This window comes from Chthonomonas calidirosea T49 (assembly GCF_000427095.1).
Lineage (GTDB): Bacteria > Armatimonadota > Chthonomonadetes > Chthonomonadales > Chthonomonadaceae > Chthonomonas > Chthonomonas calidirosea.
In genome coordinates this window covers 2,510,016-2,531,460 of the sequence record NC_021487.1, presented here as the reverse complement: position 1 = coordinate 2,531,460, position 21,445 = coordinate 2,510,016, and the positions used below count along the sequence as shown (strand labels likewise).

Annotated in this window: 17 protein-coding genes; 15 read left to right on the top strand and 2 right to left on the bottom strand. The window is 54.7% G+C overall.

The window, feature by feature from the left end; all coding sequences use genetic code 11:
* The first annotated feature begins 56 nt into the window (after nt 1–56).
* Nucleotides 57–341 (top strand): hypothetical protein, encoded by a 285-nt coding sequence (locus tag CCALI_RS10565; protein WP_016483476.1) that lies wholly within the window; start codon nt 57–59, stop codon nt 339–341.
* Here the strand turns inward: CCALI_RS10565 and CCALI_RS10560 are convergent.
* The gene (locus CCALI_RS10560; protein ID WP_016483475.1) at nt 338–2,755 is read right to left on the bottom strand and encodes a DNA translocase FtsK; all 2,418 of its coding nucleotides are present in this window, start codon (nt 2,753–2,755) and stop codon (nt 338–340) included. The genes CCALI_RS10565 and CCALI_RS10560 overlap by 4 nt on opposite strands.
* Nucleotides 2,756–2,868: 113 nt before the next feature.
* Between CCALI_RS10560 and CCALI_RS10555 the strand changes: the two genes are divergently transcribed.
* From CCALI_RS10555 to CCALI_RS10490, 14 genes are all read left to right on the top strand, one after another.
* On the top strand, nt 2,869–3,957 hold the full coding sequence (locus CCALI_RS10555) for a Gfo/Idh/MocA family protein (protein WP_016483474.1): 1,089 nt from the start codon (nt 2,869–2,871) through the stop codon (nt 3,955–3,957).
* Between the two features lie 86 nt (nt 3,958–4,043).
* Nucleotides 4,044–4,826 carry an MBL fold metallo-hydrolase gene (locus CCALI_RS10550; RefSeq protein WP_016483473.1) on the top strand — a complete coding sequence of 261 codons (783 nt, stop codon included), beginning with the start codon at nt 4,044–4,046 and terminating at the stop codon, nt 4,824–4,826.
* 16 nt (nt 4,827–4,842) lie between these two features.
* Nucleotides 4,843–5,325, top strand: coding sequence for a regulatory protein RecX (locus CCALI_RS10545; RefSeq protein ID WP_016483472.1), 483 nt, complete (start codon nt 4,843–4,845; stop codon nt 5,323–5,325).
* A gap of 79 nt (nt 5,326–5,404) precedes the next feature.
* Nucleotides 5,405–6,988: a ribonuclease Y gene (gene rny / locus CCALI_RS10540; protein WP_016483471.1), complete on the top strand. Its 1,584-nt coding sequence runs from the start codon at nt 5,405–5,407 to the stop codon at nt 6,986–6,988.
* 15 nt (nt 6,989–7,003) lie between these two features.
* Nucleotides 7,004–7,813, top strand: coding sequence for a TIGR00282 family metallophosphoesterase (locus CCALI_RS10535; protein ID WP_016483470.1), 810 nt, complete (start codon nt 7,004–7,006; stop codon nt 7,811–7,813).
* 2 nt (nt 7,814–7,815) lie between these two features.
* Nucleotides 7,816–8,826 (top strand): PKD domain-containing protein, encoded by a 1,011-nt coding sequence (locus CCALI_RS10530; protein ID WP_016483469.1) that lies wholly within the window; start codon nt 7,816–7,818, stop codon nt 8,824–8,826.
* A 116-nt stretch (nt 8,827–8,942) separates the two neighbouring features.
* Nucleotides 8,943–9,992 carry a calcium/proton exchanger gene (cax, locus tag CCALI_RS10525; RefSeq protein ID WP_044950344.1) on the top strand — a complete coding sequence of 350 codons (1,050 nt, stop codon included), beginning with the start codon at nt 8,943–8,945 and terminating at the stop codon, nt 9,990–9,992.
* A 136-nt stretch (nt 9,993–10,128) separates the two neighbouring features.
* The gene (locus CCALI_RS15805) at nt 10,129–10,752 is read left to right on the top strand and encodes an alkaline phosphatase family protein (RefSeq protein ID WP_081648365.1); all 624 of its coding nucleotides are present in this window, start codon (nt 10,129–10,131) and stop codon (nt 10,750–10,752) included.
* A gap of 288 nt (nt 10,753–11,040) precedes the next feature.
* The gene (locus CCALI_RS10515) at nt 11,041–11,664 is read left to right on the top strand and encodes a PilZ domain-containing protein (RefSeq protein ID WP_016483467.1); all 624 of its coding nucleotides are present in this window, start codon (nt 11,041–11,043) and stop codon (nt 11,662–11,664) included.
* A 47-nt stretch (nt 11,665–11,711) separates the two neighbouring features.
* Entirely contained in the window at nt 11,712–12,095 is a 384-nt protein-coding gene (locus tag CCALI_RS10510) for a PilZ domain-containing protein (protein ID WP_016483466.1), read from the top strand.
* Nucleotides 12,096–12,249: 154 nt separating this feature from the next.
* Nucleotides 12,250–14,040 (top strand): bifunctional diguanylate cyclase/phosphohydrolase, encoded by a 1,791-nt coding sequence (locus CCALI_RS15330; RefSeq protein WP_016483465.1) that lies wholly within the window; start codon nt 12,250–12,252, stop codon nt 14,038–14,040.
* An 87-nt stretch (nt 14,041–14,127) separates the two neighbouring features.
* Nucleotides 14,128–15,546, top strand: coding sequence for a Gfo/Idh/MocA family protein (locus tag CCALI_RS10500; protein WP_016483464.1), 1,419 nt, complete (start codon nt 14,128–14,130; stop codon nt 15,544–15,546).
* 527 nt (nt 15,547–16,073) lie between these two features.
* Nucleotides 16,074–16,634 carry a COG1361 family protein gene (locus tag CCALI_RS10495; protein WP_016483463.1) on the top strand — a complete coding sequence of 187 codons (561 nt, stop codon included), beginning with the start codon at nt 16,074–16,076 and terminating at the stop codon, nt 16,632–16,634.
* Nucleotides 16,635–16,742: 108 nt separating this feature from the next.
* The gene (locus CCALI_RS10490) at nt 16,743–18,002 is read left to right on the top strand and encodes an anion transporter (protein WP_016483462.1); all 1,260 of its coding nucleotides are present in this window, start codon (nt 16,743–16,745) and stop codon (nt 18,000–18,002) included.
* On the opposite strand, the gene CCALI_RS10485 is transcribed toward CCALI_RS10490, so the two are convergent.
* Nucleotides 17,970–21,329 (bottom strand): S41 family peptidase, encoded by a 3,360-nt coding sequence (locus CCALI_RS10485; protein WP_016483461.1) that lies wholly within the window; start codon nt 21,327–21,329, stop codon nt 17,970–17,972. The genes CCALI_RS10490 and CCALI_RS10485 overlap by 33 nt on opposite strands.
* Between the last annotated feature and the right edge of the window lie 116 nt (nt 21,330–21,445).

Sequence of the window (21,445 nt, the reverse complement as noted above, 5' to 3'; positions counted from 1 at the left end):
GCGGCAAGCAGCCGATATTTTTGGAAAGGAAGAAACACCGTTCAGCAGGAGAAAGCGTGAGAACGAAGGCACGTATTCGCTATCGGAAGTTGGAGCGACAGCAACGTCAGGTGAGTGAGCAGCTGCGCAACAGTTTAACAGGCGATCAGAGGCGCATCCTTCTTCTCTCGTCGCTGGGTTATGGACATGGGGAAATCGCACGGGAGTTGGCGCTGCCAGAGGACTATGTTGTCCATTTTGCTCTTGGCATGGTTCAGAGGCTCAACAAAAGCGGCGTGATCCCCTCACCGGAATGGCGCCATGTGCTGGCTTGGGCAGAAGAGGTGGGGATTCTAGGTTAATTTTGATCTTCCCGTTCCGGCGCGAAGCCACTTACGCCCGACCCCGGCCCTTCGCCGGCTAAAAGGCGTTCGGCTTCATCACGGCTGATGAGAATTTCGCGTGGCCGCGCTCCGCTCAGCGGCCCCACGATGCCCCGCTCTTCCATCATCTCCACAATACGGGCTGCACGTGTGTAGCCTATGCGGAAACGGCGCTGAAGCATGGAGGTCGAGGCCTGGCCGTTGTTCACCACGAGGCGGACGGCTTGCGCAAAAAGCCGCTCGTCTACATCGTCCTCCTCGAAGAGGCGCTCTTGTGCCCCCTCTTTCCCATCGTACTCCGTAATCGTCAGCGTATCTCCCGGCGAAGGCTGCTGCTTCAGGTAGTCCACTAACGCTTGAGTCTCCTGTTCGCTCAAATAGCATCCCTGAATGCGTATGGGTTTGGGCGCATCTATGGGCATAAAGAGCATATCGCCTCGCCCAATAAGGCGCTCCGCTCCAGGCATATCTAAAATCGTGCGCGAATCTACCTGAGAGGCCACCGCAAAGGCGATGCGCGAAGAGATGTTGGCTTTGATAGTCCCCGTGATGATATCCACTGAAGGACGCTGCGTGGCGATGACAAGATGAATGCCGGTAGCACGCGCCAACTGCGCCAAACGGCAGATCGAGTTCTCCACTTCGGCCCCATGTTGCAGCATAAGGTCGGCTAACTCGTCCACAATCAGCACAATGTAAGGAAGCCTCTCTTCGGGAGATACCTTTTCGTTGTAGCTATCAATGTTGCGCGACCCCATACGGGCAAAAAGGTCGTAGCGACGATCCATCTCACGCAGCGCGGTATGAAAAAGCCCTGCAGCCTGTTTTACATCCTTAACCACCGGATGCAAAAGGTGGGGAATGCCATCCCACAAACTCAGTTCCACACGCTTAGGGTCTACCATCAGCAAGCGCACCTCGGAAGGCGTCGCTCTATAGACCAGGCTCGCGATAAGGCAGTTGAGGCAGATAGACTTGCCAGAATTGGTGGAACCGCCGATCAGCAGGTGAGGCATCTTGGCTAAATCGGCATAGCGGCATTGGCCAGAAACATCCTTGCCTAACGCCACGGTCAGTTTAGAGGGCGCATTGCGAAACTCGTCGGTGTCGAGGCACTCTCTTAGGGTCACTACGGAAGGATTTAGGTTTGGCACCTCCAAGCCGATGGCCGATTTGCCTGGAATAGGCGCCTCAACCCGCACATCTATCGCGGCTAGGCTCATGGCAAGGTTGTCGGCCAGGCTCACGATCTTACTCACTTTGATGCCGGGAGCCAACTGAATCTCATATCGGGTCACGGTAGGCCCGCTAGCCACCTCCACGACACTGGCGCCTATGTTGAACTGCTCTAACGTGGCCTCAATGGTGCGTATCCTATCGGCCTGCTCCAGACCGGCTCCCTTCTCCTCAGAGCCTCTACGGGCAGACGGTGCTGCAGGCTCCTTTAAGAGGGTAAGCGGTGGCAGCGCAAAAGCCGATGTGGAGCAGGGCGCCGGCAGGGCGGTGGGAGAAGCAGGTGCCGTTTCGGCAGGAGATGCAGCAGCGGCCTCTTCTTTATTGTCCGGCTCGCTGCGACGTAAAAGCTGGAACGGGTTTGGAAAGTGGCGTGCCAGCTTCTCCTGTTCAGGCTTTGGGGCGTTGGAAGGTGCTGTCACACGAACCACCGCCCTCTGCTCTTCCGTTTGCGGCTTCCGTTCAACCGGCAGCGTTTTTTGTAAGGGTGGAATGGCTGTGGGGGTGGCACTTCGCGATCGAGAGGACGGCGTAGAAAGCACGCGGGGAGCGGCACGCATATGAGCTATTTTTTGCCATAGAGCCTGTGCCACCGCTTTCAAGCTGCGCTCATGCAGGTGAGCGATCAGCTCTGCAAGCGGCCTGTCCACGATAAGCACGCAGGAGACGAGCAACATCATGCCGAGGGCGAGATAGCTTAGAGGCCGGCGTAGTAGCGTATAGAGCATCCAACCCACCAGGCCACCAAGCCACCCACCGGCCTCCTTCATGCGCACGGGGTCGAGGGCGGCATCTGGCACCAGCAAGAGATGGCGCCAGGTAACAAATGTAAGAAACAGCAGAAAAAGGCCTAGTGAGGATAGGGTAAGTTGTAGCCGTTGAAACCCTCTCAGCACCATGACACCGAGCAGGACTATCACGCCGACAATAGCGTAGGCGCCCGAGCCGGCTAAAAGCCGCAAGCCGGCATCGAGCAGCTCTGGAATGGGGGCGTGCTCCGGCTGTAACAGGCTAACGAAACCCGCTAGCCCTAGAAAGATCAGCCCAATCCCAACAATATCCTGCAGACGACGCTGCAGGGCAGGATCCCAACCGGCAGTTTTCTTTCGTGACGCTTTGCCCACCTGGTTTTTTGGCCTACCTGTTCTCGACGTTCCCAAAGCTCTTCACCACCTCATATAATTTCAGTATACACACTTTTGCGCTTCCTTCTTGCGAATTCCCCTGTTTCGTGATAATATGATAGCAAAAGGAGCCTGCTGGAGGGTGCAAAATGACAGTAGCCTCAGAGGGAGTGGCCGCCAAAAAGGTGGTTCGAATGGGCGTTATCGGGGCGGGGAACTTCGCCTCACGCCGCCATATTCCGGACATCCTGAAGTGCCCCGAAGCGCGCTTGGAAGCGTTCTGTCGCCGTGACCCGGAGGCGAGGGCGCGACTGGCCGCCTTTTTCCATCTTCCCCCCGAACGCGCCTACGCCGATTGGAGACAGATGCTTGAGGAGGTTCCTCTAGATGCCGTAGTGATCGCAACTCCTCATGCTCTCCACTACGAGCAGGCAAAAGCGGCACTGGAACGCGGGCTTCATGTTCTCGTTGAAAAACCGATGGCTGTGCGTGCCGTGGAAGCGCAGGAGTTGAACGCTTTGGCCGAAGCGAAAGGCCTCAAGTTGGCGGTGGCGTTAAACCCCCCGCATTGGGCTCATTGCCATCAGATTCGCCGAGCGCTTCACGACGAGCGCATGGGCGAGCTAGAGGCAGCCTCGCTATTTTGGTGTAGTTCGGCAGAGCCACTTTTCGGTAAAGCGCCCCTGCCAGAAAATCTGCCCGGCGTTGTACCTCCCTCCCTCTTTCGTGCCGATCCGAACCTTACCGGTGGGGGCTACTTTATAGATGGCGGCTCGCATCTTGTTTCAGAACTGCTCTGGACGACAGGCAGGCGAGTAAAACGGGTAACGGCTGTCGCCGACAACTACCCCTCTGACATGCGCATCTCGGTGAGCCTGGAGCTCGATAACGCCGCGTTCGCCAACATCACCACTATTGGAGATAGTAAATTCGTTAATCGCCGCCTGCGCCATATCTTTGCCTGCACCGGGGGAACCGTTACCGTGAACCACTGGGAGTTTGAAACCAGCATTACCCTGCACGAGCAGCAAGTGCGCCGTTTCAAAGAGGCAGATATGCTGCCAGTTGAGGGACCGGTGGCCAATTTCGTTAGCGCGATACTCGGTTATGGCTCCCTCTATTCACCAGGAACACACGGAGCCGATGTGGTGGAGGTCGTCGAGGCTGTCTACCGTTCGCTACAGACCGGAAAATCAATCACCTTGCCCCTTACAAACGCTGCAGAGGTTTCAGGCTAAAGAGTAGGCCATTCGTCAAGGCCGAGACCCTCCTCGATAGATCGATTACATAATGCTCTACAAAATTTAGGGGAAAGTTTAACGCCTTGCTAGAGATCATCATACTAGGCAGCGGTACATCGCATGGTGTGCCCATGATCGGCTGTGATTGTGCCGTATGTCGTTCGAACGACCCACGTAACAAACGCACAAGACCCTCCATTGCCGTTAAAGGCCCCAATGGCACGATTTTGGTTGATACTCCGCCCGAACTCCGTTTGCAGGCGATTGCCTGCAACCTACGCACGGTAGATGCTGTTCTCTTCACCCATACACACGCCGACCACCTGATGGGGCTTGACGATCTTCGTCGCTACAACGACCTCATGGGCAAAGAGATACCCATCTACGGCGATGCTTCCACCTTGGAAGACATCCGCCGTGTCTTTCGGTATGTTTTCATAGAGACTCAAGCCGGTGGAGGCAAGCCCCGCTTACAGCTTTTTGAAGTGCAATCGCCCATGGAGTTGTGCGGCCTAATCGTTGAGGCCTTCTATGTGCTGCATGGTCACCTTCCTGTGCTGGCCTATCGCTTCCGCAACCCCCAAACACAGAGCTGCATGGCCTACGTCACCGATGTGAGCCATATTCCCCCCGAAGCCATGGAAAAACTTTACCATCTCGATCTGCTCATCATAGATGCCGTACGTTACGATCCGCACCCAACCCACTTCGGTCTTTGGCAGACACTAGAGGTTATTGAACAACTGCAACCGAAGCAGGCACTGCTGACACATCTTTCCCATCATTTTGACCACACCACCCTCTGTGCGGAGACGCCGGCTCATGTAAACCCGGCCTATGATGGACAGGTGATCCGCTTAGAGTAAGGAGGTAGTAGACTCTTTGGATGAAGAGAGGTTAAAGACGGCACGAGCAATAGCTTTGCGTGCTTTAGCGCGTTCGGCCTGTAGCCAAGCCCAAATCGAGCGACGCTTAGCGAAACACGGCTGTCCGGACGATATCATTGCACAGGTTATCGAGGAGCTAAAAGCGCGTGGGTGGCTTGATGACGCGAGGTTTGCCCAAGACTGGGTAGCGGATAGGGCTGATCGAAAGCGTTATGGGAGACGGCGCCTTGTGGAAGAGCTGAAAGCGCGTGGATTGACGCAAGATCTGCTCGAAACGACATTGCCTCCGCTCGATCCCGAAGCGGAGCTACAGAGAGCGCGCGCAGCCGTTGCACGCCGATGGCCTCCGGGCAGTTTAGCTCACCTAGAAGGTGAAGCGCTTTTGGCAGAAAAAAGGCGCTGTGCTGCCTTTTTGGCACGGCGTGGATTTGACAACACGATCATAAAGAAGGTATTAGAAGAGCTTACGTCTAAATAATAAATCACTTTACGCCGTGTCTTTGCTTCGCCTCTGAGGAAAGCCGCGAATCTCGCAGAGCTTTCTGGAGGTAGAAGAGTTGCCACACGTCGGAGTATCGGTTTTACAGATAGCGGTTGTTCTGGGAGCGCTCTGTGGAGCCTTCCTTGGATATTTCTTAGAACACTTCTTCATTGGTCGTCGCTTAATAGAGGAGCGTGCTCAGCTACAAGCACTGCTTCACACACAGTCGGAAGAGGCTCAACGCCTGAGAGAACAAGCGTTAAGAGAGGCGGAGGAGACGCGCCGTAAAGCGCTTCTCGACGCCCGCGAGGAGTCGATTCGGCTGCGAGCTGAGATTGAAAACGAAAACCGGGAGAAGCGAGCCGAACTTCAGAGGCTGGAGCGGAGACTAGCGCAACGCGAAGAGAGTCTCGATCGTCGTGCGGAAAGTATAGACGCGCAGGCCCGATCGCTCGAACAACGAGAGGAAGCCCTAGCTGCTGCGCAGAGGGAGGTGGAAACCTTGCGTCAGCAACAGGTCATGGAATTAGAACGGCTTTCAGGGCTTACACGAGAAGAGGCACGAGCGACATTTTTACACCTTGTAGAGGAGGAATGTCGCCACGAGGCCGCTCGACGCATTCGCGAGATCGAGGAGGAAGCGCGCAAAGAGGGCCTACAACGCGCACGGCAGGTTTTGGTAGATGCCATCCAACGTTGTGCGGTGGAGCAGACATCGGAAACCACCGTTTCCGTTGTGCCCCTTCCTAACGACGAAATGAAAGGGCGCATCATTGGGAGAGAAGGTCGAAATATCCGTGCCTTCGAGACCTTAACTGGCGTAGACCTCATTATTGACGATACGCCGGAGGCTGTGGTGCTCTCCTGCTTCGATCCAGTGCGCCGCGAGATCGCTCGCATCGCCCTCACCAACCTGATCATTGATGGTCGCATCCATCCAGGCCGCATTGAGGAGATCGTACACAGAGCGGAACAGGAGGTAGAAGAACGCATTCGCGAAGCGGGAGAGCGCGCCGTTCTTGAAACGGGCGTTACCGGCCTTCCTGCCGAGATCGTGCACCTGTTGGGCAAGCTGAAATACCGAACCTCATATGGCCAAAACGTGTTGAGCCACTCCATCGAGGTATCTCACCTCTGCAGTCTGCTAGCAGCTGAAGTGGGCGCCGACATCCAGGTGGCTAAACGCGCTGGTTTGCTGCACGATATAGGGAAAGCGGTAGACTTTGAAATGGAGGGCCCACATGCCCTCATATCGGGTGAAATCCTTCGGCGCTATCACGAGTCGGAAGCGGTAGCCCATGCCGCCGAGGCCCACCATCACGACGTCGAGCCGACTTCTATGGAGGCGCACTTGGTGATCTGTGCCGATCAGATATCCGCCTCCCGCCCGGGGGCGCGTCGGGAGGCTTTAGAAACTTACGTGCGTCGCGTGAAAGCGCTAGAGGAGATAGGAGATAGCTTTGAGGGCGTGGAAAAAACGTTTGCCGTGCAAGCCGGACGCGAAATACGGGTGATCGTCAAACCGGAGAAAGTGGACGATCTGGCCGCCATGCAGCTGGCACGTGAAATGGCCCGCCGCATCGAAGAGCAGGTGGAGTACCCTGGCCAGATCAAAATAACGGTTATCCGTGAATCGCGTGCGGTAGACTATGCACGCTAAAGGAGAAGGGAGGACATGCCGCACCTCCGCCTACTTATGATAGGCGACGTCGTGGGACGACCGGGACGCGAGCTTTTACTGCATCTGCTAAAGCCGCTTCGGGAAGAGTTGCAAGCGGATTTTGTGGTGGTAAATGCCGAGAACGCGGCAGGTGGCATCGGCATCACCCCGGCCCTCGCTACAGAGATGTTGGAGGCCGGAGCCGATGTGTTGACCTTAGGCAACCACGCCTGGGGGAAACGCGATATCTACCCGATGCTCGATACCGAAGCACGCCTTCTGCGCCCGGCCAACTACCCACCCCTCGTGCCCGGACGAGGATGGGGTATCTATCCAACACAAAAAGCGCCCGTCGGCGTTCTTGTCCTTCAGGGGCGCACTTTTATGGATCCGGTGGATGATCCGTTTCGAACGGCGGATGATCTACTAACCTTACTCCGTTCGCAAACGTCTATAATTTTAGTGGATTTCCATGCGGAGGCCACATCTGAAAAACAGGCGCTCGGATGGCACTTAGATGGCAAGGTCGGCGCAGTTATCGGCACACACACACATGTCCAAACGGCCGATGAACGCATTCTGCCCAAAGGCAGCGCCTACCTCACCGATGTGGGAATGACCGGGCCGATCGACTCGATCATCGGCATGGACTGCAACGTGGTGCTCGAGCGATTCCGCACGCTGCTGCCTGTACGCATGGAGGTGGCCGAAGGGCCTGCACAACTTTCCGGCGTTCTTGTGGAGCTAGATACAGAAACCGGCAGGGCACATCGTATTCATCGCATACAAAGACCAGAATATATCCATCAAAGAGGAGACTCTTAAGCATGAAGAGTTCTATCGTCGCTCTAAAAAGTCATGGCATACTCTCTGTTGTGGCAGGCCTAGGCGCCACCATGGCGCTGCTTACCACAGCAGTACCGAGTCGTGCCCAAAGCGGCCTCGATATCTATAATGGGGTTATGAGCGCCAGCGCCTACACGCTTTTTCCCATCGGCAGCGGCAGCATCAAGCCAGATACGAATCTTGCCTACACCGGCACAACCTCTTTTAGCATTGCGACGCAAGGCTACTATCAAGGCGGCGGCCTCGCTCTAAAAACCCCTGTGAATCTCGCACCCTACCTATCTAACCCCGATGCTTATCTTACCTTCGCGGTCTACCTACCCAACAACCAGAACAACGGTATACCGGGCTATAATGGGCGCTACCCCGGCTACGGAGGGCCGATGGGCTATCCGGGGTTCCCACCCACCGGCCCAACAGGATTCCCCGGTTTCCCAGGCTATCCGGGCTACCCAGGCGCTCGTGGTGGGTTTAACACCAGTACCCGCAAAGCTGTGCTACAGAACTTTCGAGTAGAGCTGGTCACCACCAACGGCAAAAAAACAGAGGCGCTTTTGCCACTATCCTATGCCTCTCAAAATAATAACTGGTACATGCTCAGCATCCCAGTGAGCGCACTGCCAGACCTAAGTGCAGACGATGCTCAGATCGCCCAAATTCGCCTTTTCGGCGATGCGCCTGCTAATTTCAATGTGGGGCGTATCGCCGTCGTTATCGATCAATCGCCTGTTAGTGGGCTGAGTCTGCCGGAGCAGCTTGTGGGTGTTGGACAGATGATCACCTACTCCGTCTATCCTACTGCCGGCATCCGCCCCCTCAAGATCTGGTGGGACTGGGATGCTTCCGATGGCATCCAGTTGGAATCGGAAGGACGTGCCGTACGTCATGCCTACTACGTGGAGGGCGATTACACCGCAACCGTTATGGCAATGGACCCCTACACCGGTCGCATTTTGGCTAAAAGCACGTTCCATGTACATGTGCACCAATAGTTAGCCTCCTGTGAGCGACGTAGAGACGCTGTGACCTCTAGCGGAGCGAGGGCTTTGTGCTTTTCGTAGCCCTCGTCTCTGCTTTTTTGAAACCAGTTGATGAGAAAGGTTTGCCTATGTACCGGCTGCTTATCTTTGTGCCGGTTAGCCTTGTGCTGTATCTATTGCACGTTCCGCCCCTATGGGTTTTTCTTACCTCTGGGCTCGCCCTCATCCCTTTGGCCGGGCTTTTAGGCGAGGCCACCGAGTCGCTTGCGGCATCCCGCGGACCTCTCATTGGCGGGCTACTGAACGCAACCTTCGGCAACGCCACCGAGATCGTGATCACCCTCGTCGCGCTTCAACATAATGAACTGACCGTGGTGCGCGCTTCGCTCATCGGTTCGATCATTGGCAACGTGTTGTTGGTGCTCGGATTTTCCGCGCTTTTAGGAGGCTTTCGACAAAATCTACTCACCTTTAGCTCCGAAGTGGCTCAGGCCCATATCACCTCCATGAGTCTTGCCGTTATCGCCCTTCTCACTCCTGCTCTATTGGTACAGAGCGCTCATCTGCCAGAAAAAAATCTGCAAGCGGCAGCGCTCATGCCACTGAGCCTATGGGTATCCGCGGTACTGCTGGTACTTTATGGGGCTGGGCTCTTCTTCGCCCTCCGCACCCACCGCCATCTTTTTCCAACAGGAGAGACCCAGGAGAAACCCAAGTGGTCAGCAACAAAGGCCAGCTTCATTCTTTTTGCTAGCACTGTGGTTGTCGCGCTAGAGAGTGAGCTCCTTATTGGGCTTCTCGAGCCCGCCCTCCACATCCTCCATTTCAATCGCATGTTCGCTGGTCTCATTCTGCTGCCCATTCTAGGAAACGCGGCGGAACATAGCACCGCTATTACAATGGCGCTGCGCAACCAAATGGCTGTTAGCCTCGACATCGTCGCTTCATCTTCTATTCAGATCGCCATGTTTGTTACCCCCGTAGCCGTTTTTTCTAGCCTCATTTGGAACCACCCACTCACCATTCTTTTCACCGCTTCCGAACTCGTCGCCCTCACCATGGCCATCCTCATCGCCATTCGCATCGTCAGCGATGGACAAACCCACTGGCTTGAGGGAGCACAACTTCTCGGCGTCTACGCCATTCTGGCCATTACCTTCTACTTCGTTGGTGGTTAGCAGAAACAACAGTATGCTGCCGATCTCGGTAGCGCGGGGCATTATTATCGGCGCCCAAAGCGGCCCCACGCAATGGCTTCTGCACCCCGTTCAGTAACGCCCCAACGCTTGCTACCCATCTGCAAGGCCTAAGAGAATTTTTCGCTGCGCTCCGTCTCCATCGTCTGCCGTCATCCGGCAAGGCACTGGGCGTTTTCTTGGAGACGATGACCACCCAGGCGACTCCGACTCGCAGATCAGCGAGGCCTTTGTTGCCGAATGTGTCAATCAGATCGCAAAGAGTCCTTATTGGCGTCACTGCGCGATCATCATTACCTGGGATGACAGCGAGGGCGATTATGACCATGTTCCACCCCCGCTGCGCGCCTTAGGGCCCGACGGACATTGGCTTTCAGACGGACCGCGCGTGCCCCTACTTTTTCTGTCTCCCTATGCCCGTACACACTACATTGCACACGCCTCGGGCGATACAGCCAGCGTCGTGAAGTTTATAGATAGCGTGTTCGGCTTGGTTCCTTTGGCCGACTTGCCCACTGAGGCCTATGCACGTCGTCTAGGGTATAAACGATATCATCAAGCTAATCTCGGCCCGTTCGATGACAAAGCCTCCCAAATCACCGATCTCACCTGTTGTTTAGACCCAGCTCGCTTAATGGGATGGGCTGCACCGCTGCCACCAAGCTATGCGCTTATTTCAGAAAAGCTCATTCATCATTTGCCCCAACAGACCGGCATCGGCTGGCGTCGAGCCGGTAGATAGGCAACGCCATCTCCCTAATGTCATCCCCGCCGATTTCAACCCTCGGCCCTAAACTAAAACCGATTAGGGTCGGCCGTGTCCTAAAGAATGCAGGGGTCTTAAGGGAACATCATTTTCCTACAAAGGCGGGTTGGAGGATAAGCAGCTTGCCTTCCTCCACGTGAACTGGCTGCTTGCAAAGTGGAATCTTCCTCTGTTTCTAACCCAAACTCACCGATAATAAACGCGAGGTGCTTCCGCATCGCAATCGCTTACTTTATTTGGCGGTCTCCCCGAGGATATGATTCTATGTTTGACATAGGCGATCTTATCGAGATAAGCTTGTTCCACACGTCGCGGCCTCTGCTCGCCACCGTCCAGCAGGCCAATAACAAGCTGCTCGTCCTCGCACTCGACCACCCAGCCGAGGCCAACCTCCTTCGAGAGGGCACACGACTCTGCCTTCGCTGTGCCGCAGAGGAGGGCCTCTATGTGATGGAGACAACCGTCCTTAAATGCAGCGATCGCCTTTTTGTCGTGCCAAAAGAACGGCTAGGGTTCCAACAACGACGTCGTTCCGAGCGTCTTGCCTGTAACTTTTTGGGTCGCTATAAGCCCCATACCTCGTTGGAAGAGATGCAGAGGGCAGCTCCCGAGGAAGGTGAAGTCACCTACATTACGGACATCTCACAGGGTGGCTGTCTCATAAGAACCAAACAGATTCTTCTCGCCGGCACGGCCATCGGGCTTCGTATCGAGCTGAACGACGGCGAGCCGCTCTTTGCTGAGGCGTCGGTGGTCCGCTGTACCCTGGCAAAGGATAAGGATTCTAGAAAAGGAGCCTATGAGGTCGGGCTGAAGTTTACGAGGATGTTAAGAGTACATCAGCTGTGTTTAATGCGCCTCCTGCATGAGCTCGCGGAGGCGGCCTAACACTCAAAACCTATACCCTACGAAGAGTTTTTACGGAACCAAAGATCATGGGAAAATCGCGCTCCACACCGACTTGTTTTGTTGAACGACGTGCCTCTGCACGCCTCAAACTTACCTTCCCCGTAGAGATCGCCTTCAGGGAGACCGAAGATTGGACCGTTACGAACGGAGTTGAAATCGGAGCGGGAGGGTTGCGCTTTTTATACCCCCACGAAATAGCCCCTACCACCTCGATGAAGGTGCGCTTTATCCTTCCCACTCCTTCCGGCAATGCATCCTTCCAATTCCGGGCGACCGTCCTCCGCTGTCAGCAGCTTCTTACCCTCACAGACACGCTCTTTGAGATCGCGGCCAAGTTCGATATCTCCTCCATTGAAGAGGCTCTGCGTCTAGAACAAACTCTCATCTATCAGCTTACCACTACCCAATAAGCGCTATACAGCAAGCGCTATTTTTTCTACTAAAATCGCATTCTATTTTATGATGTTATAATATTTCTGGTAATTTTTACGGTAACTCCGCTCTTGCATAACTCCGAAAATAGGATTGAAGCTCCGTAAATTCTGTTAGGTCAGGAGAAAGCTCTTGTCGGTTACTCTGATGACACCTGAAAGCTCTTTCGTGATGATGGCCTTGCTAAGTGCCGGGCTTGCTGGGTGCCTTGCTGCACGCCGCGTCTCTAAACGCCAACGCCGTTACTGGGAAACGCAGCTTAAGCTGGAGCAGACGCGCGGGCAGCAACTCTGTCTCTCCACCATCGAGGCCCTCACAAGTGCCATAGACGCGCGCGACCCCTACAACATCGGTCATGTAGAGTGTGTAAAGCAGTGTGCTCTTGCCATTGCACGAGCTCTCTCGCTTCCGGACGAGGAAACGGCAGCTCTGCAAGCAGCCGCCATGCTGCACAATATCGGTCGCCTGGGCGTTCCTGACCACATTTTTCTTAAAGCAGACACCCTTACTCCCGAAGAACAGGAGAAGTTACGCACGCACCCCGTTTTAGGCGCGCGTATCCTTGCCTCCGTTCCATTTCCTTGGCCGGTGGTGCCACTGGTTCGCCATCATGCAGAGCATTGGGATGGAAGTGGCTACCCCGATGGCTTAAAAGGCGAGGAGATACCGGTGGGTGCGCGTATACTTGCGGTGGCCAACACCTACAGTGCGTTGCTGCATCCGCGTCCATTTCGACCACCGCTTTCTCCACAAGAAGCTATTGCCGAGATCGAAAGGCGCGCCGGAACACAGTTCGACCCGGCGGTAGTGGCCGCCTTTCGCACGCTGGCGGTTCAGAAAAGCCTCGAGTCCATACCGACGGATGCTTTCACCTTCCAACCCAGCAAAGATGTGCAGGCCGTCCTCCACGACATTGCAGCAGCCCAAAGAGAGACTTTGGCCCTCCACACCATCACGCGAGCCCTTTCGCAAACACTCCACCTTGAAGCTATGGCCGACGTGCTTCTCCACCACATTCAGGCGCTCATCGGCTGCGATGCCTGTGCCCTTTTCCTGCCGGAAGAGGACGGTGAGTACCTGCATGCGCACGCTGCGGTAGGGCTCAACGCACGTCACCTTTTAGGAAGCGTTGCCCGCGTAGGCACCTATCTTACAGGACGCGCCTTCTTCCGTGCCGAAGCCATCTGCGCCTCCTTCCTCCCAGAAGACCTGCTTTTGCGCGACGTTAGCGACCCCTGGGTACCTTTCCGTTCTACCCTCATTGTGCCGCTTGTCTCTGGCGGACAATCGTTAGGTACTATTAACCTCTACAGCGAGCTACCCGACGCTTTTAACTCGGAAACTTTGCGCATTATGCGGCTTGTCGCCACCCAAGCAAGCCATGCGCTGGAACGCGCACAACAGTTCTCCGAAGTCCAAGAATCAGCTTATACCGACGCTCTCACGGGCCTTCGCAATGCACGTTATCTTCGGGAATTTCTAGAGCGTGAAATAAATCGCGCGAATCGGGAAAATAGCTCTCTGGCCGTACTGAACATAGATGTAGACCATTTTAAGCCCATCAACGATCACTATGGCCACGCCACCGGCGACCAAACGTTGAAAGATCTAGCCGACATCTTCCGCAACCATGTGCGCAACTACGATCTTGCAGCACGTTATGCGGGCGATGAGTTCGTGGTAGTACTCGCGCGGGCCGATCGAGTTGCCGCCGAGGTCGTCGTGACCAAGCTGCGTCGGGCTGTAGAGCGTTATGTAAAGCAAATCCAACAGCACGATCCCGATTTTCCTCCATTGGGAATTAGCATCGGTGTTGCACTCTATCCAGAGGATGCCATGGATATTCAAGGGCTGCTTTGTCGCTCCGATGCTGCCATGTACGCCGATAAGCGCACGCGACGCTCCTCACACGAGGCCGCCTGATACACCTCGGCAGGAAATCCTCCCTAAAAGAAGAAAAGACATTTACCGGTTCCACCGGCAAGAGTTTTTCTCGAAGGAGGATGACCCATGCATATCCTTTTCAATCGCTATCAAGAAACCCGACGAAAGTTTCTCACTCGTGCTATTGCAGCCATCGCAGCAACAGGCTTGCCGGCATGGTACGAAAAAGAGGCGATAGCCTCCGAGCGTGCACTCGACGCCGAACGTCCGCGCCGCCTTGGGCCAAACGATACCATTCAGTTCGGTCTTATCGGCTGTGGAGGGAAAAAGGGCGGTTTTCGACAAGGATTGAACGACGCCCATGCCGCCGCTAGTAAGGCCGGCTGCAAAGTGGTTGCCGTTTGCGATGTAGACCGCACCCACTGCGCCGACGCGGCCAACGAGTTCGGCCCCGGCACAAAACAGTATCATGACTTTCGTGACCTCTTGGCCGATAAGACCATTGACGCCGTGATCATCGGCACACCCGACCACTGGCATGTCCAGATCGCGATAGCTGCCCTACGGGCTGGCAAGGATGTCTACTGTGAAAAACCGCTCACACTTACCATTGATGAAGGCAAGAAGCTGGTGCGTGTGGCTCAAGAAACCGGCCGCGTATTTCAGGTAGGAAGCCAGCAACGCTCGGACCCTCGTTTTCGTCTTGCCTGTGAGATCGTCCGGAACGGGCTCATCGGTAAGATCAAGACGGTGACAGCCCACCTGCCTACCGGGCCTACCGGGGGCCCCTTCCAGCCACAACCGGTGCCAGAGGATCTGGATTTCGACTTCTGGCTCGGCCCTGCACCCGCCGACCCTTCTATCCTCCATGGGGATGTAATAGATGACGTTATCTTCAACTTCTGGCGCAGTCCTGTTGCCGAACCCAACCTCTTGCCCGACTATTTCCCTGAGAGAGTTTACGGAAACTTTCGATGGTGGTTGGACTACTCCGGAGGCATGATGACCGATTGGGGTGCCCATCATAATGATATCGCTCAATGGGGGCTCGGTACCGACCACACCGGCCCAGTAAAGATACAAGGGTTTGGCCGAGGACCTACCATTGGTGTCAACTGCTATAATACCTTCCCCGAGTTCGATATCTACTCTACCTACGCCGATGGTACCGTTCTCCACACCACGAACCAAGGCGAAAATGGGGTGACGTTTGAGGGAGAAAACGGCACGGTGTTTGTATCGCGCAGTCGCATCGAGGCCAGTGACCCCAAACTGCTCACCACGCCCCTCCCACCTAACGCCGTAAGGCTCTATGTCTCCAACGACCACATGCAGAACTTTATAGACTGCATTCGCTCCCGCAAAGAGACCATCTGCCCGGCGAGCGTGGGACATCGTTCGGCCACTATATGCCATCTTGGAAACATCTCATTGAGGCTAGGCGGCAAAATTCTTTACTGGGACCCCGAGCATGAGACCTTCCATAACGATCCGGTGGCCGAAGCCATGTTGAGTCGCCCACGCCGTAGACCGTGGTTGCTCTAGGATAGACGTCATGTAGGGGGCGTCGCTTCAAGCAGGGGGTAAGCTTTAGGTCAAACTCTTGTAATGCAATGGTTCGCATGCAACGGTTCTCCCAAAAGTCGAAAAGGCTTTTGGGAGATTTTTGTTTGTATTCTGCATAAGAGGCATTCTCGCCGGAGAGAACTCCCGGGTTTCTCCTCTGTTTGAAGGCAAGAAACCCACATCGCAATTTGATGAGATCGAGGCGGATACCAATTTTGATCCTATTTGATATTTTTACATTTCACGATAATTTTACGATCGCTCTGTACAATGGTAGATGGTGGGGCTAATATAGCCCCCTAGAAGGAGAGAAAAACAAATGTCAACTGCACCCATCTTAAAAAGAGAGGCCCTTACCTTTCCAACAGCGGCAACGATTTTGGCGTTGCCAAAGGAGAAATCCCTATTCCCCACACCAACTTACCCTCTTAGGCACACGTTATGAAATCGCTGTCACAATGTTTGCATAAATAATAATTGATAAAGAAAGGATAGAGTATAGATTAATGAAAAGAGCCCTACACAACGTTGCTGCTTTCCTGGGCGTGGTCATCTTACTGGCACCCCTCGCCCAAAAAGCCGAAGCACAAAATGCGATATGGAGCTTAGTTCTAACAAACCCCAATCAGACTGTTGTCGCAGGCACCTCGGGGACGGTGGTCTATAGTGGAACAATCACAAACCTCGATTCCACTAACGTCCTCAACCTCAGCGGCGACAGCTTCTCGACAGGTACGTGGGATCCGTCGTTGAGCGTTACCGAAGATCCAGCGTTTTTCAACTTCCTTCTCAATACAGGGTCTTTAAACCCAGGAGATTCCTATTCAGGGGCGCTGTTAGATGTAACCTATACTAGCAGCACACCGGCCACTGCAATGAATAACCCTTACGCCGGCACTTTCACAATATCCACAGACGGCAACCCCAATGACCAGACGCAAAACTTTACCCTCAATGTCAAGCCCAATGCCTCTACACCGGAGGCCAGCTCGTTCTGGGGATTGGCTGGGCTGGTGACGGTTTGCGGTTGCATAGGTCTAAGGCGCCAACGGCGTCGTATCGCCTAATTGCTTTTCTCAGGCCCTCTATCCTCCCTATGTCAATCATAGGGAGGCTTTTTTATTTTTAGGGTAAAATTGGCACCATCATTGGAACATTTCTCTGAAAGCGCTTTCATGACAGACAGAGGCTTCCTTGCAGTTGCCATTTTCTCTTTGGTCTACCTCATCATTCTCGCCGGAGAGAACTCCCCACGTAAGCTCGACCGCCCCGCTGCCAGCCTTGTAGGTGCCGTTCTGATGATTGTGGCCGGCGTGCTAACGCGCCGTGAGGCCGCGCAAGCCATTGACCTAGCCACCCTGGCCCTCCTGCTTGGAATGATGATCGTTATCCACTACGCCACTATTTCGGGTCTCCTCGATGCGCTTGCAAGAACGCTGGTTCAACGCAGCCGTACGCCAAGCCAGCTCCTTTGGGTCGTATGCGGAACCGCAGGCCTGCTCTCCGCTCTTTTTGTGAACGATACCATCTGCTTGCTCATGACTCCCCTTCTGCTAATGGTTTCCCGTCGCGCCAAGTTGCCAACAGAACCCTACTTATTGGCTTTGGCCACAAGCAGCAACGTAGGCTCCGTAATGACGCTTACAGGCAATCCGCAAGACATTCTCATCGGCCAATCCTCTCACTGGAGCTGGGGAGCCTATGCTTTAAGGATGGTACCCATCGGACTGCTCTGCCTTCTTCTCAACGGAGCGATCGTGCGTTGGCTCTACGCCAAACAGCTTAGTGGGCTTGAGATGCCCGCAGAGAACACGCTTGCAGAACCGACAGCACGACTCGATCGCAAGCTGGCGACAAAAACGGGCGTGGTGATTTCGGGTCTACTGATAGCCTTTTTGGCGGGTGCCCCTATGGATCTGGCCGCCCTCTGTGCCGCCGTGGCCTTGCTGATTTGGGCTAACCGGCCAACCGAAGAGACGTTTGCGCGAGTGGACTGGGCGCTGCTGTTGTTCTTTGCCGGGCTCTTCGTGGTGGTAGACGGGGTTAATCGTGCGGAGGGGCCGGTTTTTGCCCGATTGGCTCCCCTTCTTTTCCATAATGCTGGCAGCTTGATGCAGTTAAGCCTCTTTTCGTTGGCTTCTGTCATCGGTAGCAATCTGTTCAGCAACGTGCCTTTCGTGATGCTAGCACGAGGGTGGGTGGCCTCGCACTCACAGGCACCCCTTCTATGGCTTGTTCTGGCGGCCTCGAGCACTTTTGCCGGCAACCTCACGCTGCTGGGCAGTGTGGCTAACCTGATCGTAGCCCAAGGGGCGAAGGAGGAATGCCCACTAGGCTTTTGGGCTTTTTTGAAGGTGGGCATTCCTTCTACCCTTATCACCACCTTTGCGGCAACCCTCACACTATGGGTTTATCGGCGGCTTGGACTGGTTTGAGGGTTTGTAGGTGCCGTGAATACCATGAAAGTCAGCAGCCGATCCTCCATTGGGGTTATCGTTAGCACTGCGCAGCACCACGGGCGGGTTCTCCTCCGCATTGCTTACTGGCGGCAGCTCGCGCAACAGAGTCTGCACGGCCACGATCAGCTGATTGTCCTTATGCTCGGCGATGTCATTCGGTGTGTTGACCACGATGATGTCGGGTTTAACCCCTAGGTTTTCAAGGTTTTGACCCGACAAGGTGTAGTAACCCCAGGAGGGCAAGCGGAAGTGCGTTCCATCCACAAGGGTGCCCTCATAGGTGCCGATAACGTAGCCCGGCGTAGGCACACCCACCACGAGGCCTCTTTTAAGAGCCTCAAAACTAGCGGCAAATATCTCCGCATCGCTGTAGGAGTTTTGGTCTATCAAAAGCACAATCGGTTTGGTAAAAGCCCGAAGCGGCTGCGTCTCCAACAAGCCATCACGGGGTTTGGTATAGGCGTAGACCTTCTGATCGAGTGCACGCAACACCTCATTATGCGTATTCCCCCCTCCGTTTCGGCGTATATCGAGGATAAGCCCCTCTTTTCGCATGGCGATGCTATAGAGGTCGCGTTCAAAGCTACGGAGTGAGCTTTGATCCATGGCCCGGATATGAATATAGGCCAAGCGCCCACCCGAAAGCTTATCTACCAACTCGCGGTTCTGCTTCACCCAGTTTTTGTACTCGAGGTCGGCCCACTGACTTTGAGTGATGGGCTTGATCTCCACGGTGCGCGCCCCCTGCTCGGTAGGTTTTGTATTAACGAGCAGCTTAACGGTTTTCCCAGCCTTGTCTTGCAGTGTCTGATAATAGTATTCGTTCATCGAAACCGGCTTCCCATCCACTTGCAAAATGTAGTCGCCCGGATTGATTCGGGATTGGGGTTGATCGCCTGGGCCGTCGGGCATTACGCTAACCACTTTTAGCCCAGGACCAGGGTAGTTATAGTCGTATTTAAGCCCCAAGGTAGCCGTTTGGGGGCCACTTGGCGTGATGGCTGGAGAGATTTCGGAGTGAGAGGAGTTCACCTCTCCGACCATTTCAGAGAGCAGGTTCGCGAACTCCCAAGGGGTGCCCACTCCGTCGAGTTGAGATGCATATTTCGATCGCAATGCAGGCCAGTTGACTCCGTTCATGCTTGGATCGTAGAAGGCAGCCCCGAATCGGCGGTAGAACTCGTTGAAGGCCTGTAGATAGAGCAGTTTCCGATTAAAGGTATAGTTCGCGCTAAAGCTAACAACTTCGGGTGTACCTGCTGGGCCGGGAGGAGCGCCCAGCGAGCGAGGGGTTCCATTGGCGCCAAGATAGAAGAAGCGTTTGCCATCTGGTGTAAATTCAATGCCACCGCCCGGCTCTCCTTGGCTGGTCAACTGGGTTACAGAGCCTCCCTGCACGGGCACAGCCCAGAAGTTGTTGTTGGCATGAAAAACAATGTACTTGCTGTCGGGAGTAATGGCATAGTCATCCACCGGCGTAGGGGTTTGGATAAGTTGGGCCCGATCGGTAATTCCATCGAAGTCAATCTTCACCTGAACGGGTGCGTTCGGCGGCTGCTTTGGCTCCAAACCCGGCTTGAGAAGAGGTAAACGAAACAACTGCGAAGTGCCATTTCTGTCGGAAATGAAAATAAGGTATTTTCCATCTTTTGTAAACTGCGGATCGGTGTTGTTATTGGGATAGGCGGTTACGTTAACAGGGGTGCCACCGACGGTAGGTACCACCCAAATGTCGCGTGTGCCGTAGCGATCCATGCGAGAAAAGGCCAGCCACTTGCTGTCTGGTGACCATGCAAAGGAGTTAATGCCTGTGCCGTAAAGGTTATCTCCGTTACCGGCGGCCACCATCCGCTCCGGCTCTCCACCGGCAGCTCGCACCACATAGAGGCCAGGTTTAGGGCCTGCCTTTGCATAGGCAATGTAGACCCCATCCGGCGACCAGTTGGTGTTGCTCTCTTGGGACATATCGTTCGTAAGGCGCGTGATCTGCTTGGTCTTCACATCTATGGTATACAGATCGGGCTGATTGCCAACATCGGAGATGAAACCGATATGCGTGCCGTCTGGAGACCAGGTGAGGTCGTTATTGTTGGCGATGTTATTTGTAAGACGTTCCGCGTCGCCACCTGTCGTTGGCACAAGCCAGATATTCCCTTTTAGAACTAAGGCTAGCGTTTTGCCATCGGGGGAAAGGTGGCTTTCATCGGCACCATCATGAAGCACCATCTGTTCAGTATTTTGGACAGGGCTATCCGAGGGCGCGTAAATGGTGAGAGGATGCGCATCGGAGCCATCCGGTTTCACCGTATAGATATCTCCTTTGTAGAGATAGCAGATCAGCGAGCCGTTGCGTGCAATACTAGGCCACCGCACGGCGTCGGTGGTGTAGTGGGTAACCGCTTGCGGTGGACCGCCATCTAGAGGGACCCGCCAAATGTTGGGCGTATTGCTATGTCCATAGATGGTGGTGATGAACAGCGACTTTCCATCCGGTGCATATAGAGGCCAAAACTGTTGAGAAGGGGTAGAGAGCACCTGGTGAACTTTGCCGGTTGCCAAATCCTCCACCATGGTCTGAGCCGCAACGCTGCCCCGATACCATGCACGCCACCAAGGTTGCCCGCTGCGCGTATAGGCGATCTGTTTGCCATCCGGCGAGCTGACGGCAAATCGCAACGGTTCCGTATCGTGAGTCAGCTGCTTTAAAGAGCGGTCGCGGAGGTCTATAGAAAAAATCGCAAAGGTATGCGTATCGCGCCCCGCAGAATAAAACAGAAGATGATAGCCGTCCGGCATCCAATCGGTAACCCAATTGCTGCCGCTGAAGTAGGTTACCTGCCGGGGCTCGCCTCCACGAGCCGGCACAATATAGATGCCAAAGTTCCCTCGACGCAGACTGGAGAAGGCGATAAACTGTCCGTCTGGCGACCAGTGAGGGTCGAAATCGGTGGTGTTGCGGATGGTCAACCTGGTTGCTTTTCCACCCTTCGATGAGACCAACCAGAGACTTCCGCGGTATACAAAGCATATCTCTTTTCCATCCGGCGAGAGCGCAGGGGTGCTCATTCCAAGGATGGGTTTTTCTGGGGGAAGAGCGAGAAGGTTCGATTCCTCTTGAGAACCTAACTCCTGCTGATGTCTAGCAAGGGGAAAAGCCATGCTCTGTAAAGCCAACGTAAACAAGATGCTGAAGCCGAAAGCGCCAAAGAGCGCAGACCTTTTGAGCGCGCTTCTCTTGGCCGTAGCGTTCATGAAACCAACCTCCTGTGCGTTTTTGACGGTAGTGGAGTTTAATTTTTCCATTCCTTTTTCCTGCTTGCTCATTGCTTGCGTGAGATGAGAATGAAGCACAAGATGAATGCTCTACCCTCCCTGCAAAAAGGCCTGTTGTTTTCCGATAAAAGAAGAAGGATGAACCG

Bases quoted from the DNA above. Each gene is read 5' to 3' on its own strand.
- CCALI_RS10555 (WP_016483474.1), top strand. From the start codon at position 2,869: ATGACAGTAGCCTCAGAGGGAGTGGCCGCCAAAAAGGTGGTTCGAATG.
- CCALI_RS10535 (WP_016483470.1), top strand. From the start codon at position 7,004: ATGCCGCACCTCCGCCTACTTATGATAGGCGACGTCGTGGGACGACCG.
- CCALI_RS10530 (WP_016483469.1), top strand. From the start codon at position 7,816: ATGAAGAGTTCTATCGTCGCTCTAAAAAGTCATGGCATACTCTCTGTT.
- cax (WP_044950344.1), top strand. From the start codon at position 8,943: ATGTACCGGCTGCTTATCTTTGTGCCGGTTAGCCTTGTGCTGTATCTA.
- CCALI_RS10515 (WP_016483467.1), top strand. From the start codon at position 11,041: ATGTTTGACATAGGCGATCTTATCGAGATAAGCTTGTTCCACACGTCG.
- CCALI_RS10510 (WP_016483466.1), top strand. From the start codon at position 11,712: ATGGGAAAATCGCGCTCCACACCGACTTGTTTTGTTGAACGACGTGCC.
- CCALI_RS10500 (WP_016483464.1), top strand. From the start codon at position 14,128: ATGCATATCCTTTTCAATCGCTATCAAGAAACCCGACGAAAGTTTCTC.
- CCALI_RS10495 (WP_016483463.1), top strand. From the start codon at position 16,074: ATGAAAAGAGCCCTACACAACGTTGCTGCTTTCCTGGGCGTGGTCATC.
- CCALI_RS10490 (WP_016483462.1), top strand. From the start codon at position 16,743: ATGACAGACAGAGGCTTCCTTGCAGTTGCCATTTTCTCTTTGGTCTAC.
- CCALI_RS10485 (WP_016483461.1), bottom strand. From the start codon at position 21,329: ATGGAAAAATTAAACTCCACTACCGTCAAAAACGCACAGGAGGTTGGT.